This is a genomic window from Streptomyces sp. Inha503 (genome assembly GCF_047215865.1).
GTDB classification, from domain to species: domain Bacteria; phylum Actinomycetota; class Actinomycetes; order Streptomycetales; family Streptomycetaceae; genus Streptomyces; species Streptomyces lycopersici.
This window is the reverse complement of sequence record NZ_CP178360.1, coordinates 2982823-2997941: the sequence shown is the minus strand read 5'-3', so window position 1 is coordinate 2997941 and position 15119 is coordinate 2982823. Positions and strand designations below refer to the sequence as shown.

General features: G+C 69.8%; 11 protein-coding genes. 7 read left to right on the top strand and 4 right to left on the bottom strand.

Annotated features, from left to right (window positions below; translation table 11 throughout):
- Positions 1–161: 161 nt before the first annotated feature.
- The 4 genes from ACJX2R_RS11970 to ACJX2R_RS11955 all read right to left on the bottom strand — a co-directional run bounded on the left by ACJX2R_RS11970 (position 162) and on the right by ACJX2R_RS11955 (position 5710).
- The gene (locus tag ACJX2R_RS11970; RefSeq protein ID WP_413100071.1) at positions 162–1577 is read right to left on the bottom strand and encodes an ATP-binding protein; all 1416 of its coding nucleotides are present in this window, start codon (positions 1575–1577) and stop codon (positions 162–164) included.
- On the bottom strand, positions 1574–2290 hold the full coding sequence (locus tag ACJX2R_RS11965) for a response regulator transcription factor (RefSeq protein ID WP_413100070.1): 717 nt from the start codon (positions 2288–2290) through the stop codon (positions 1574–1576). Before ACJX2R_RS11965 ends, ACJX2R_RS11970 begins: the two co-directional genes overlap by 4 nt.
- A gap of 103 nt (positions 2291–2393) precedes the next feature.
- Entirely contained in the window at positions 2394–4646 is a 2253-nt protein-coding gene (locus ACJX2R_RS11960) for an MMPL family transporter (RefSeq protein ID WP_413100069.1), read from the bottom strand.
- Between the two features lie 137 nt (positions 4647–4783).
- Entirely contained in the window at positions 4784–5710 is a 927-nt protein-coding gene (locus ACJX2R_RS11955) for a LysR family transcriptional regulator (RefSeq protein ID WP_413100068.1), read from the bottom strand.
- Between the two features lie 198 nt (positions 5711–5908).
- Between ACJX2R_RS11955 and ACJX2R_RS11950 the strand changes: the two genes are divergently transcribed.
- The 7 genes from ACJX2R_RS11950 to ACJX2R_RS11920 all read left to right on the top strand — a co-directional run bounded on the left by ACJX2R_RS11950 (position 5909) and on the right by ACJX2R_RS11920 (position 15006).
- A complete protein-coding gene (locus ACJX2R_RS11950; RefSeq protein ID WP_413100067.1) occupies positions 5909–7066 on the top strand; it encodes a tartrate dehydrogenase in 1158 nt (385 codons plus the stop codon).
- Positions 7063–8742, top strand: a complete 1680-nt coding sequence (locus tag ACJX2R_RS11945) for a hydantoinase B/oxoprolinase family protein (protein WP_413100066.1) — start codon at positions 7063–7065, stop codon at positions 8740–8742. Before ACJX2R_RS11950 ends, ACJX2R_RS11945 begins: the two co-directional genes overlap by 4 nt.
- Entirely contained in the window at positions 8739–10811 is a 2073-nt protein-coding gene (locus ACJX2R_RS11940; protein WP_413100065.1) for a hydantoinase/oxoprolinase family protein, read from the top strand. Before ACJX2R_RS11945 ends, ACJX2R_RS11940 begins: the two co-directional genes overlap by 4 nt.
- 132 nt (positions 10812–10943) lie before the next feature.
- Entirely contained in the window at positions 10944–12218 is a 1275-nt protein-coding gene (locus ACJX2R_RS11935) for an MFS transporter (RefSeq protein ID WP_413100064.1), read from the top strand.
- A 55-nt stretch (positions 12219–12273) separates the two neighbouring features.
- Positions 12274–13260 (top strand): phosphoglycerate dehydrogenase, encoded by a 987-nt coding sequence (locus tag ACJX2R_RS11930; protein WP_413100063.1) that lies wholly within the window; start codon positions 12274–12276, stop codon positions 13258–13260.
- A 41-nt stretch (positions 13261–13301) separates the two neighbouring features.
- Positions 13302–14687, top strand: a complete 1386-nt coding sequence (locus ACJX2R_RS11925) for an acyclic terpene utilization AtuA family protein (protein ID WP_413100062.1) — start codon at positions 13302–13304, stop codon at positions 14685–14687.
- Positions 14680–15006, top strand: a complete 327-nt coding sequence (locus tag ACJX2R_RS11920) for a DUF4387 domain-containing protein (protein ID WP_413100061.1) — start codon at positions 14680–14682, stop codon at positions 15004–15006. The genes ACJX2R_RS11925 and ACJX2R_RS11920 overlap by 8 nt, the downstream gene beginning before the upstream one ends.
- The last annotated feature ends 113 nt before the right edge of the window (positions 15007–15119 follow it).

Below are 15119 nucleotides of genomic sequence, written 5' to 3'. Positions count from 1 at the left end.
TCGGTAGGGCCGCGGTCGGTGTGGGAGACCGCGGCACACATCGGTTGTGGTGCGGTACTTCGGTGGTGCGGCCGCGCACAGGGCATGCGCTGACCGTGGGATGGCAGGTGTGGGGACCGGGGGCCGGTGCGGGACAGCCGGTCGGGTGCGTGCGTGGGTCATCACGGTCGATGGCCGCGCGGGAGCCGGATGGTGACGGTGGTTCCGACCCCCACGTCCGAGTACACGTCCACCTGTCCATGGTGGGCGTGGACGATGGCCTCCACGATGGCCAGGCCGAGACCGGAGCCGCCGTAGGCGCGGCTGCGGCTGGCCTCGGCACGCCAGAACCGATCGAAGACGCGGGGCAGGTCTTCAGGAGAGATACCGGGGCCGTTGTCGATGACACTCAGCTGCACGGTCTCACGGCTCAGTACGACCTCGACGCGCACGGAGGCCTGAGCCGGAGTGTGCTGGACGGCGTTGCCGACGAGATTGCGCAGGACCTGTTGCAGACGGGCGGCATCGCCGATGGCCGGTGCGGGCAGTGCGGGTGCCATGGCGATGTCGCGCTGGGGGGAGATGATCTGGGCGTCCTCGATGACGCCGGCGGCCAGGACGGTGAGGTCCACGTCGTCCTGCTCGACGGGTCGGCCGGCGTCCAGGCGGGCGAGCAGCGCGAGATCCTCCACGAGCAGACGCATCCGCCCCACTTCGTTCTCGATGTGCTCGAGCGCTGTTTCCAGGCCCGGACCGGACAGGCCGCCTTGGCGGTGCAGGTCGAGCCAGCCGGAGATGGTGGACAGGGGCGTGCGCAGTTCATGGGAGGTGTCGGCGGCCAGCGAGCGAACGGTCGCCTCCGCGCGGGCCTGGGCGTCGAACGCCCGGTTGACCGCCTTGGCCAGCAGGTCGGCCTCGCTGCCGTTGCGGTGCGTGGGCAGCCGTTCGGTCAGGGAGCCCGCGGCGATGGCGTCGGCGCTGCGGGCCATGCGGGCCAGCGGGCGCATGCCGAGACGCAGAACGATGACGGACAGCGCCAGCAGCACCAGTAACGCGCCGCCGATCAGTGCCAGTTGCCGTCGGATGAGCGCGTCGGTGGTGGCGTCGTCGACGGAGGTGTCGATGGTGAGGATGACGGTCGCCGGTGCCACGGTGCCTTCGGCGTGTCCGCGGTCGATGATCAGGCCGGGGCTGGGGATGCGTACGGCGCTGAGGTCGCCGCCGTCCAGGGTGACCACGCTTCCCGTCGGCGCCGTAGCGCTGATCGCGGCCACCTCGTCGGCGGCACGGGACGCGGAGCCGGTGCTCAGCAGGACGCTGTTGTCCTCGTCGACGGCCACTGTGCCCAGGGGCGAACCGAGAAGGGCACCGAGTTGGTCGGCATTGGCGGTCTGCGGTCCCTGGCCGATGACCCTCGCCAAACGGTCGGCGTTCGCTTCGAGAGTGTCCTGGTTGCGCTTGTCCAGGAAGTCCTCTAGGAGGAGGGCGCTGATGACGGCGCTGGCGACCAGGCCGACGACCAGGAGAGCGGCCAGCCCGGCGAGCAGGCGCAGGCGGACGCTGGAGGTGGCCCAGGGAAGACGGCCGCGGAGCCTCATGTGTCGTCCTGCTCTCGAAGGGTGTAGCCGACGCCGCGCACGGTGCGCAGCAGCGGCGTACGGCCATGATCGATCTTGCGTCGCAGGTTGGAGATGAAACGCTCGACGACCACGGAGTCCCCGCCGAAGTCGTACTGCCAGACGGCCTCGAGGATCTGGGCGCGGGAGAGGACCTGCCCCTGGTGACTCAGCAGGTAGTGCAGCAGACGGTACTCGGTGGGGGAGAGTTCGACGATCTGTCCGCCTCGGCGGACTTCGTGACGGAGGTCGTCGAGCGTGAGGTCGCCACAGCGCAGGCGTGTTTCCTCGGCGGCGGGGGCCGCGCCGTGGGCGCGGCGCAGCAGGGCTTGCAGGCGGGCGCCGACTTCGACGACGCTGAAGGGTTTGGTGACGTAGTCGTCGCCGCCCAGGCGCAGTCCCCGTACCCGGTCTTCGACGGCGTCGCGCGCGGTGAGGAAGAGGACGGGGACGTCGATGGCGCGGGCGCGCAGAAGTTGGAGGATCTCGAAGCCGTCGGCGCCGGGGAGCATCACGTCGAGGACGATGACGTCCGGGGGGCGGCGGGCGACCTGGTCGAGGGCTTCGCTCAGGTCGCCCGCCGTTTCGACCTCGAATCCGGCGAACTGCAGTGCCGAGATCAGCAGACGCCTGATACCGGGATCGTCGTCGATGACGAGGACGCGGTCGGTGGTCGGCGTGTTGGCGGCGTTCATATGTGCTCCTGGTGGCGGCAGCGGCCGCAAGACGTCTGCCGTTTCCGCCGGTGCGGCGGACTCGAGGCGTATCCCGGTGGCAGCTCTGCTGATCATGGTTTCGTCACAGGTTTGCTGGAGTGGATTCCTTGACGGGGGTGTGCGGGATCACCGGCTGGGGGGCGTGGAAGTTCTCGCCCTCGACGTCGACATGGGGCAGCACGCGGTCGAGGCGTCGCGGCAGCCACCAGGCCCGGTCTCCGAGGAGTGCCAGGGTCGCCGGCACGAGTGTCATGCGGACCAGGAAGGCGTCGACCATGACGCCGAAAGCCAGGGCGAAGGCGATCGGCATGATGTCGGCGTCGTGGGAGAATAGGAAGCTGACGAACACCGAGATCATGATGAGTGCCGCAGAAGTTACCACACGGGCGGCGTTGCGGGCTCCGTTGAGAATGGCCGTGCGGGCGTCGCGGTGGCGCTGGTAGTCCTCCCGCATGGCGGAGACGAGGAACACCTCGTAGTCCATGGCCAGCCCGAAGAGCACGGACATCACGATGATGGGCACGAAGCTGGCCACCGGGCCCTCGCTGGGCACGCCCAGCGCTCCGGCGAGCCAGCCCCACTGGAAGACCGCGACGGTGGCTCCGAAGGCGGCGCCCACGGACAGCAGGAACCCGATGGTCGCCTTGACCGGGATGGCGATCGACCGGAACGCGATCATCAGCAGGAGCAGGGAGAGGCCGACGACGACGATCACGAAGGGCACGAGTGCGCCGCTGAGCTTGTCGGAGACGTCGATGCTGACCGCGGTCATACCAGTGACGGCCATATACGAGCCGCTGGACTGCGCCAATGGCTGCATCTGGGTGCGCAGCCGGGCCACGAGACTGCTGGTCTCCTCCGAGCGCGGGCCGGTCTCGGGGACGATCTGGATCCGAGCCGCCGTCTTGTCCTCGGCCAGGTCGACACCGCTGACGTCCACGATCCCGTCGGTCTCTCGCAGCTCGTCCTCGACGGCAGCGGCCGTGGAGCTGACGGTGGCCGGGTCGTCGTTCTCGACAAGCACGACGAGGGGGCCGTTGGCGCCGGGACCGAAGGCGTCACTGATCACGTCGTAGGCCTGGCGGCTGGAGTTGCTGGTGGCACTGGAACCCTCGTCGGTGAGTGCCAGCTTCAGCTCCATGCCGGGTACGGCCAGGGCGATCAACGCGACCGTGCCCAGGATCAGGTTGCGCACGGGGTGGCGCAGCACGCCCTGGGTCCAGCGCACGCCCATGGCGGCCGTCCGGCCGCCGTGCGACGCCTGCCGCGCGGCGCGCATACGGCCCCAGGACAAAAAACCGCGGCGCCGGGCCGCGGACCGGGGTGCCTTGGGGGTGAGCCGGTGGCCGGCCATTCCCATCAGCGCGGGCAGCAGGGTCAGCGCGGTGATGACCGCGACCGCAACCGCTCCGGCCGAGGCCAGACCCATGGAGGTGAGCATCGGCACACCGGCCACCGATAGACCGGCGAGCGCGATCAGAACCGTGGCACCGGCGAATACGACGGCACTGCCCGCCGTGGCGGTGGCCCTGGCGACGGACTCCCTGACCGGCATACCGGCACCCAGCTGGGCGCGATGACGGGAGAGGATGAACAGGGCGTAATCGATACCGACGGCGAGTCCGAGCATGATCGCCAGGGTGGGGGCGTTGTCGGAGACGTCGAACACCGTCGCCAGCCCCATCATCGCGGCCACCGTACCGAGGATGCCGAGGACGGCGGTGATCAGCGGCAGACCGGCGGCGAGCAGCGACCCGAACGTGATCACCAGGATGACCAGGGCCACGCCCAGTCCGATCAGCTCGCTGGGCCCCACCGGCGGGTGCGAGATCTCGTACGGCTCACCGCCGTAAATGGTCCGCAGGCCCGCGCGCTCGGCCGCGCCGCCGGCGGCCTTCACCGCGTCCAGCGTGCCGGCCGGCACGTCGTCGGCCTCCTTCGTGGTGAAGGTGACCTCCGCCACCGCGGTGCGCCCGTCCCCGGAGACCGTGCCGCTCTCGGACGGGTCACTGACCTCGCCGACCCCGGAGACCCGGCCCGTGGCCTCCAATGTGGCCTCAAGGGACTTGCGCAGCCCCGGCTCAGTCACCTTGCGGCCGGGCGGAGCCTGGAACACGATCTGCGCCGACTGCACATCCGGCTCGGGGAAGTGCCGTTCCATCCTCGTCAGGGCGGTCTGGGCCGGCGACCCGGGGATGGAACCGCTGTCGGCGAAGGAGCCCGCGAAGGAAACCCCTAGACCGACCACCACACCGAGGGCCAGCAGCCACCCGATCAACATCGTTCGCCACCGAAGAGCACCCCAGGCGCCCAGCCGGTACAAGAGCGTAGCCATCAAAGATTCCTTCACTGCTCGGAAGACGACTCGCCAGATCCTTCTCAGTGGACTTGACGACCGCCTCACGGCGAACTTGAGGGTTCTTTGACGGTTCGGCTCCGGCACCGTCAGGCACGCCGGTCTCCGGGCAAGGGCTAGCCGGCGCTCCGCGTGTCCGCGGAGCGGTCCTTTGCGTGATCCAGCCGCAGTGGGAGCCGTGCGGCGAGGTAGTCGATGAGCGCGTTGACACGTCGCGGGACATGCCCGTCCTCCTCCAGGAGGGCATAGATGTCGGCGGCCGGTGTCGACAGGTGGGGCAGGACGCGGACGAGTTCGCCGCGATCCAGATGCGGCTTGACGTGCCACTCCGAGCGCATGATCACCCCACGGCCCTCCAGCGCCCAGCCGGTCACCACGTCACCGTCGTTGCTGGACAGGCTGCCGTGCACGCGCACATGCCGGGGACGGTCCGCGTCCCCTAAGCGCCAAAGGGCGAAATCGCTCTCGTTCTCCCGCAGCACGATGCAGTTGTGGTGGGCCAGATCCTCGATGCTGTCCGGAGTGCCGTGCTCGGCGAGGTAGGAGGGCGCCGCGCAGGGCACACGCCGGTTCTTGGCCAGACGCCGCATGCGCAGCGAGGAATCGGGTGGCATGCCGACGTGGACGGCCACGTCGAACTCACGCTGCTGGGGCCGTAGCGGAAGCGCGGACGTCTGCATCCGCACGTGCAGTTCGGGATGGGCCGCGGCGAACTCGCCGAGCAGCGGCGCGATATGCGCGCGGCCGAGGCCCAGCGTGGCTTCGACGACGAGGGACCCGTGCAACCCTCCAGCCGTGTCGGTGATCGTGTCTTCGAGCTCGCGTACCTGGTCGAGGATCGCCTCGACGCGCGCCGCGTAGAGCTCGCCTTCCGAAGTCAGCACCAGTCGGCGGGCGCCGCGCTGAACGAGCCGGACATCCAGGCGACGCTCCAGCGCGCTGAGGCGTTTGCTGACGACGGGCAGGGAGTAACCGAGTTCCCGCGAGGCGGCCGTCAGCGTCTCGCTCGACGCGACCACGTGGAAGAACTGCAGGTCGTCCACGGCTGAACGGCTCTTGGACCAGGGGCGACCAGAACGCCGAGAGCTTTCCATGGAGGAAAACCTACCTTGCCCGTTACGGGCTTGTAACGACTGTCACCGCTGGCCAAGGTGGGAACCAGCCGCGCCGTGACCGGAACGCCTCTGGACAGAGTGCTCGCCACGGACTTGCGCATTCATCCGTGGACTGGGAGTGAATCCGTGCCGCAGAGTTATCGCATCGCAGCGATTCCGGGCGACGGGATCGGCCGCGAGGTCGTCCCGGAGGGTCTGAGGTGCCTGCGGGCCGCCGCCGAGGTACATGGGTTCGAACTCGACGTCACCGAGTTCGACTTCGCCAGCGCCGACTACTGGCTGCGCCACGGCACGATGCTGCCTGAGGACTGGCGGGACGTACTCGGCGCGTTCGACGCGATCTTCTTCGGCGCGGTCGGGTGGCCGGAGGTGGTCCCGGACCATGTCTCGCTGTGGGGCAGCCTGCTGCAGCTGCGGCGGGGCTTCGACCAGTACGTCAATCTGCGCCCCGTCCGGCTGCTGCGCGGTGTGCGCAGTCCGCTGCGTGACCACCAGCCGGGCGACATCGACTTCTATGTCGTGCGGGAGAACACCGAGGGCGAGTACTCCAGCATCGGCGGCCGGATCTTCGAGGGCACCGATCGCGAGACGGTGATCCAGGAGACGGTCATGACACGGACCGGCGTCGACCGTGTCCTGCGCTATGCCTTCGAACTCGCCTCGTCCCGCCCGCGCAAACACCTGACCTGGGCGACGAAGAGCAACGGAATCTCGATCTCCATGCCCTACTGGGACGAGCGCGCGACCGAGATGGCCGCCCGGTACCCCGACGTGACCGCCGACAAGGACCACATCGACATCCTCACGGCGAAGTTCGTCCTCCAGCCCGACCGGTACGACGTGGTTGTCGCCAGCAATCTGTTCGGCGACATCCTCTCCGACCTCGGCCCGGCCTGCACCGGAACGATCGGCATCGCCCCCAGCGCCAACATCAACCCCGACCGCTCCTTCCCCAGCCTCTTCGAGCCGGTGCACGGGTCGGCGCCGGACATCGCCGGTCTCGGTGTCGCCAACCCGGTCGGCCAGATCTGGAGCGGCGCCATGATGCTCACCCACCTCGGTGAGCACGAGGCGGCCGCGCATGTCGTGGCCGCGATCGAGAGCGTTCTGGACGAGCGGCCCGATGTGGTCACCCCCGACCTCGGGGGCACGGGTACCACGGTGGGCCTGAGCAAGGTCATCGCGTCCCGGATCGCCGGGAGGTCCCTCGTCGGCCACGGCGGGGGAGCGGCCGCTGGTGACGCGGTCGGTCGCGCGGTCGAAGAGGGGGTCGCGGCGTCATGATCAGAGCTGTCTCCGACCCGGTCGGCCTGGAAGTGCGCTGGGACCGGCTTGCCGCCGCCACCGACGAGGCGGCCTCCACGATGCTGCGCACGGCCTTCTCCACGATCATCCGGGAGTCCAACGACTACACCGTCGTCCTGATGGACCGCGCAGGACGCACGATGGCCGAGTCACGGGCCGGCATCCCCGCCTTCGCCGCTTTGATGAGTTCGCTGACCGCACTGGTCCTCGAACGGTTTCCGGCGGAAGAGTGGCAGGACGGCGACAGCGTCATCACGAACGACCCATGGATCGCCACCGGGCACCTGCCCGACATCGCCATGATCTCCCCGGTCTTCCACGAAGGACGGCTCGTCGCGTTCGCGGGCACCGTGGCGCACTCGCCGGACATCGGTGGCACACCGTCGATGAGCGCGACCGAACTGCTCTCCGAGGGCATCCTGATTCCTCCGCTGCACCTGTTCCGCGCCGGACGGGTCGAGCAGGGAGTCAAGGACCTGCTGCTGGCGAACGTACGACTGGCGGACCAGGTGTGGGGCGACCTGGAGGCGCAGGCCGCGGCGCACGCCGTGTGCCGCCGACGTGCCCAGGAGTTCCTCACCGATTTCCGTGAACCGGACTTCGAGGCGTTCGCGGACCAGGTCCACGCGGTGACCGACGCCGCGATGCGGGCGGGGGTCCGCGAGCTGCCCGACGGCGTCTACCGCGCCGTCCTGGACGCGGACGGCGTCGAGGGCCGCCCCACGCACATCGAGTGCGCGGTGACCGTGCGCGGCGAGGAGGTCGAGATCGACTACACCGGAACCTCCCCCCAAGTGCCCTTCGCGACGAACTCGACGCTGAACTACACCCGCGCCTACTCCATGTATCCGCTGAAGATCCTGCTGGACCCGTCCACGCGGACCAACTGGGGCTCCTACCGTTCCGTCCAGGTCACCGCGCCGGAAGGCACGATCGTCAACCCGAGGTTTCCCGCGCCTGTCGTGGCACGGCACCTCACCGGGCATCTGCTGTCCTGCGCGGTGTACCAGGCACTGGCCCCGGTGCTGCCCGACCGTGTCATCGCCGACAGCGGCGGCGCCCCCGCCCTGCGGGTCCGCTTCGCCGGGGTAGACGACGCCGGCCGGCCCTTCAGCCTGATGCTCTTCGCCAACGCGGGCATGGGCGCGTCCAAGGAGTCGGACGGGCTGTCCACCACCGCCTTCCCGACCAACTCTGGCGGCGGCGGCATCGAGGCCCTGGAGGCCGCGTCCCCGCTGCACTTCCTCCGCAAGGAGTTGCGCGCCGGATCAGGCGGACGGGGCCGGCGCCGCGGCGGGCTGGGCCAGGACATCGAGGTCCGCAACCCGACGAGCCGACCGGTGCAGATGGTGCTCCTCGGCGACCGCGAACGGCATCCGGCGCTCGGACTGGCTGGCGGTGAACCCGGCGCCACCGCACAGGTCGTCCTGGACTCCGGCAAGCGCGTCCCCCTGAAGTCGATCTCCCAGCTCGCGCCCGGCGCATCGGTGGTCATCTCCTTCGCCGGCGGCGGCGGTTTCGGGCGCCCCGAGGAGCGTGAGCCCGAACTCCTGATCGCCGACGAGATCGCCGGTTACACCGTCCCAGCCAGTCAGCACAACGCGCGCACAGCCCGGACGGCGGGCGCCGGCGCACATGAGGAGGTGGGCCGATGAGCCGCACGGTCCGGATCGGCGTAGACGTCGGCGGAACCTTCACCGATCTGCTGCTGCACGACCCCAGCCGGCAACTGATCCGGCCCGGGAAGCTGCCCACCACGCCCCACGCCCCCAACGAGGCCATCACCGCGGGGATCGCCCGACTGCTGGAGGAGACGTCCACGGCCCCCGCGGACGTCGCGGGCATCGTGCACGGCACCACGTTGGTGACGAATACCCTGCTGGAACGCACCGGAGCGGTCGTCGGCCTGCTGACCACCAGAGGGTTCAGCGACTCCCTCGAAATGGGACGGGAGACGAGGTTCGACACCACCGATCTGCTCGCCCGGCCGGCTCAGCCGCTGGTGCCGCGCCATCTGCGCCGCGGGATACCCGGGAGGATCGCCGCGGACGGCAGTGAACTCGAACCGCTCGACGAGCGTGCCGTCCTCGCGGCTGTGCGGGATCTGACGGACCAGAGCATCGAGGCACTGGCCGTGGCTCTGATGCACTCCTACCGCGCCCCCGGGCACGAGCACCGGGTGCGGGACCTCGTCGCGCGGGCACACCCCGACCTGCCCGTCACCATCTCCAGCGCCGTGGCCCCGGTCATCGGCGAGTACGAGCGGGCCGGCACCGCCTGCCTGAACGCGTATGTTCAGCCCCTGATGTCGCGCTACCTGGACGACCTGCGTGACGATCTGACCGCCATGGGGATCGACGCGTCCCTTCGCATCATGCTCTCCGGCGGTGGTGTCACGACCCTTGAGGACGCCAAGCGGTTCCCGGTACGTCTGCTCGAGTCGGGCCCCGCAGCCGGTGCCATCGCCGCTGCCGCCGTCGCCCGGACGTTGGGGGAGCAGGACGTGGTCTCCTTCGACATGGGCGGTACCACGGCGAAGATCGCCGTCGTTCAGGGGGGCAGGCCCAGACTCAAGCACGACTTCGAGGCGGGGCGGGTCGACAAGTTCAAGCTCGGCTCGGGACTGCCGGTGCGCCTGACCGTCGTCGACATGATCGAGATCGGGTCGGGAGGCGGCTCGATCGCGGCACCCGACGCACTCGGGCTGCTCAAGGTGGGCCCGCGCAGCGCCGGCTCGGTGCCCGGGCCCGTCGCATACGGACGTGGCGGCGAGCGACCCACCGTGACGGACGCCGACCTGCTGCTGGGCTATCTCGACGCGGAGAACTTCCTCGGCGGCGAGATGAGGCTGCGGACGCGCGAGGCTCACAAGGCGCTGACCCGTGAGGTGGCCGGTCCCCTGGGACTCGACACCGCCGACGCCGCCGCCGGGATCGTCGAGGTGGTCACCGAAAGCATGGCCGCTGCCGCTCGTATGCACCTGTCCGAGCAGGGCAAGGACCCGGCCGACTTCGCGCTGCTGGCCTTCGGCGGAGCCGGGCCCGCCCATGCCTACGGGCTGGCGAAGTCGCTGAAGATCTCCCGAGTGATCGTGCCGATGCGGGCCGGAGTGATGTCCGCCTGCGGGCTCCTCGCCGCCGCTCCCACGGTTGACGAGGTCCGCAGCCTGCCGTCGCCTCTCGCCGACGTCGACTGGGACCAGGTCGCCGCGCTCTACGACGAGATGACGACCCGAGCCGCCGAGACGCTCCAGCCGGCAGACCCGGAGCTCGTGCGGGTCCGCCGCTCGGCCGACATGCGTTACCTCGGCCAGGGTTTCGAGATCGAGGTCACCGTGCCCGAGCGGGACTTCGGTCCGGGCGGACTCGGACGCATCCGGACCGCTTTCGAGTCCACGTACCGCGCCGTGTTCGGTCGTTGCCTCGACGGGGCCGTGGAAGTCGTGAACTGGCGGCTTTCCATGCGCCTGCCCGGTCATGAGCTGTCGACCGAGGGCAGCCATGCCCGAGGAGGTGAGGCGAGCCGAGGGGTCCGGCCGGTGTACTTCCCGGGACACGGCCTGCTCGATGCCACCGTATGGAACCGCTACGAGCTCACCCCGGGAACCGAGCTGGCAGGTCCGGCGATCTTCGAGGAACGCGAATCGTCCTGCTCCTTCGGGCCGGACTGCCGGATCCGGGTCACCGACGACCTGACCCTCGTGGTCGAGGTCGACCAGGCCTGAGCACGCTCTCTCCCCGGTCACCCCCGACGCGGGGTGCGGCGTCGAGCAGCCACGGTCTCTCACCCCCACGCCAACACCGATAATCTATCCAGCAGCTGCCCAGCGTGGTGGCGGCGCGAAGGGACGACCCTCATGACGACGGTGTCAGTAGGGCAGCGCACACGTACCCGGCGCATCACGTTTTTGGTTGCTCTCGCGGTCTTCGCACAGGAGTCGACCTGGAACTTCTACGAGTCTCAGGTGCCGCCGCTCCTGCGGGAGCACGTCACCAGCGCGGCCGTCGTGGGTCTGTTGATGGGCATGGACAACCTGCTCGGCATCTTCATCCAGCCGTGGATCGGCAACCGGTCCGACCGGACGAGGACCTCCTGGGGCCGGCGGATGCCCTACCTGGTGGTCGGGATGCCGATCGCCGCCGCGCTGTTCATCGTCATCCCGCACAGCGCGGCGTCCCTGCCGCTGTTGATCGTGGTGCTGTTCTCATACGCGCTCGTCGCCAACACCTTCAAGCCGATCGCCGAGGCGCTGGTACCGGACTTCATCGCACCCGAGCGACGAAGCAGGGCCAACGCCGCGGTCAAGATCGCCTCGAGTGTCACGGCCATCGTCGCCGCGCTCCTCAGCATCTTCCTGGTCGACAACCATCTGAGCCTCGCGTTCGCGATACCCGCGATCATCATGCTGATCTCGATCGGGGTGCTCGCGGCCACAGTGCGCGACAACCGGTCCCCGGCCTACCAGGCGGCGGTGGCCGAGTGCGATGCGCAGGACAGTGCCGAGCGCGGCGAGCCACGGGTGCGGGACACCTTCGTCGAGATCCTCAAGGACGCTGACCGCAGTCGGCTCCTGCTGCTCCTCGCGATCCTCCTCTTCGGCAGCGCGTGGGCCGCGTCCCGGTCGTTGATCACGCCGTACGGGATGGAAGCCCTGGACATGTCACGGGGAGCCGCCGGCGGTCTCACCCTGCCCAGCGGTATCGCCTTCATCCTGGCGGCCTACCCGGCAGCCGTGCTCGCCGAGCGGTACGGACGGCTCCGGGTCATGGCCGTGGGCATGTCGGTCTTCGCCGGCGCCATGGTGCTGGGGACGCTCATCCAGACTCCGACGGGTGCCACCGTGGCCCTGTGCCTCGCGGCGGCCGGCGCGACCTGCTTCCTGGTCAACGCGGTGGTCGTCCTATGGAACCTCGCGCCCTCGGCACGGGTCTTCGGGACCTACGCCGGTATGTATACCGTCGGCTGGGCCGGTGGCGGCTTCCTGGGCCCCGCGCTGGTCGGCGGGATGGTCGACATCACCGGCTGGCCCCTGATGCTCATCGACATCGCCATCGTCGCCACGCTGTCGATCATCGTCGTGGCCAGGATCGGTGCGCTCCAGCGGCGCACCGGCCTGATCCTCGCCAAGTGACCAGCCCTCCCCCCGCGGCGCGGCGCGCGCCCGACGCAGCCAGAGACGAGGAACCGTGCCCCGCATTCTGATCACTACAGACTACCTACGGCCCGGCGACGAGGTCGATCACCATCTCCGGGCGCACGGCCACACGACGGTGCACGCCCCGCTCGTCGGCCGACACGGTCCCGAGCAACTCGTCGCCGCCCTCGACGGGATCGACGCGGCGCTCGTCGGCCACGATCCTCTGACCGCCGAGGTCCTCTCCGAAGCCCCCCGTCTGCGCGCCATCGTGCGCACCGGCGTCGGCTACGACTCGATCGACGTCGTCGCCGCGGGCAGGCTCGGCATCACGGTGAGCAACCTGCCGGGAATCAACGCCAACGCCGTGGCCGAGTACACCCTCGGTCTGCTGCTTTCGGCGGCCCGGCGACTGGTGCAGAGCGCGATGGGCGTCGCGGCCGGCGGGTGGCCGAGACAGGACGGTCACGAGTTGCGCGGGTCGACGCTCGGCCTGATCGGATACGGGGCGGCGGCGCGCGCCGTGGTGCCGCTGGCGCGGGCCTTCAGCATGCGCGTGCTCTGCACGACCGGTGTGCCCGAGGACGAGCGATCGGACCCGTCGGTGCGGTTCGTCGCACTCCCGGAGTTGCTGGCGGCCTCCGACTACGTATCGGTGCACACCGCGCTGACGGAGCGCACCCGCGGTCTCCTGGACGCCTCCGCCTTCCGGCGGATGAAGCCGACGGCGGTGCTGGTCAACACCGCGCGAGGGGCCGTTGTCGACGAGCAGGCCCTGGCCGACGCCGTGCGCACCGGCGAGATCGCCGGGGCGGCACTCGACGTGGTGAGCGAGGAGCCGCTCCCCGCCGACAGCCCGCTGCGGGACGTCGAGGGCATCGTCGTCTTCTCCCACCTCGCGGGCCAGACCGCCGAAGCCCGCGCGGCCGCCGGCCTCGAGGGCGCGGCCGAGGTGGTGGCCGCCCTCGCCGGCCGCCCCCGGTTCGCGGTGAACGCCCACCTGCTGCCCCAAGCCCCCACTGCCCGGGTCGACGGGTGACACCCGCCCGCCACATGGCCGGCACGACACGAAAGAGGAACATGGAAAACGAACGGGTCGACCAGGTCAAGGTCCTGGCACCGACCGGCATGCTCGGGGCCGGCTTTCCCGAGGCCACGATCGATCGGGGCCTGGCGCTCGGCGCCGACGTCATCTCCGTCGACGGGGGAAGCACCGACTCAGGTCCTTACTATCTCGGCGCGTCGCAGCCCAAGACCACCCGTGCGGCGGTCGCCCGCGACCTGCGCGTCCTGCTCAAGGCGGCGGCGGGCTCCGGCATCCCACTGATCGTGGGCTCGTGCGGCACCAGCGGAACCGACTCCGGTGTCGACTGGGTCGCCGGCATCGTCGCCGACATCCTGGCCGCCGAGGGACTCCGGCTGCGGGTGGCGCGCATCTACAGCGAGCAGTCGACCGGCACGCTCCTCAAGCGCCTGGACGAGGGCCGCATCCATGCCCTGCCCCCGCTGGGCGAACTGGAGCGGGAGACGCTGCAGAGCTGCGCACACATCGTGGGCGCGATGGGACACGAGCCGATCGTCGCCGCGCTGGAGGCCGGGGCGCAGGTCGTGCTCGCCGGCCGCGCCACGGACACCGCCATCGCCGCCGCCTATCCGCTGATGAAGGGGATGCCGGCCGGGCCGGCATGGCACGCCGCCAAGATCATCGAGTGCGGCGGGCAGTGCACCAGCAATCCGCGGGCGGGTGGGGTGCTGGCCACCATCGACGCCGACGGCTTCACCATCGAGCCGCTCGATCCGACGGTCGCGTGCACACCGATCCTGGTCGCCGCCCACATGCTCTACGAGACGGTGGACCCGTTCCAGATGCGCGAGCCGGACGGCACCCTGGACGTCCGTGAGGCCGTCTACACCGCCCTGGACGAGCGCACAGTTCGGGTAGAGGGTTCGCGGTTCTATGTCGCCGACCAGCACACCATCAAGCTCGAAGGCGCCCGGGTCACCGGCTACGAGACGATGTCGTTCAGCGCGATCCGGGATCCGCACATCCTGGCCCACATCGACGACTGGGCCGAACTCATGCGGACGATGATCAGGCAGCGGGTGGAGCAGACGATCGGGCTCAGCGAGGACAAGTACGCCTTCGACCTGCGCCTGTACGGGCACAACGCCATCCTCGGGGATCTCGATCCGGCATCGGGCCCGCCTCGCGAGGTGGGAGTCATGCTCCTCGTCAACGCACCGGACCAGAGCACCGCGACCGCCGTCGCGAAGATAGCCAACCCCTTGATGCTGCACCTGCCGACGGCCGACATGGACTACCTGCCGAGCCTGGCGTTCGCCACCTCACCGGCCGAGGTCGAGCGCGGTCCGGCGTACGAGTTCGTGCTCAACCACGTCGTCGACACCCTCACCCCCACCGATATGTTCCGCACCGAGTTCGAGGAGCCCTCCCACCATGGCTGAGACCGCCCCCACCACCCTGGGCGACCTGGCACACGAGGTCCGCTCCAAGAACGCCGGACCGTTCTGGGTCACCATGGAGCTCTTCATGCGCGACGAGGACGGTTACGCCATCGCCGCCGACGAGACGTTCCTCAACGAGGCCACGATCGCCCGGCTTTACGGACTCGACGAGGCTGACGTACGGATGTTCCGCATCCCATTGCTGAACGTCGTCAAGATCTCTTTCCCCCGTCCTGTCAGCCAGGCGTCGCTGCGTGACCGTGACGTCCACTCCGGTCAGCACCACGTACCGCTGGCGGTTCTGCCTGTGCCCGCCTGACCGCCGCCCAGGAGAAGGGGCAGCCCTCACGCGCGACGACGGTCACCGCCGGCGCAGGGGTCACCGCCGGCCCCGGCGGTGACCCCCGAACACGCCCATCGGACACGGTCCTT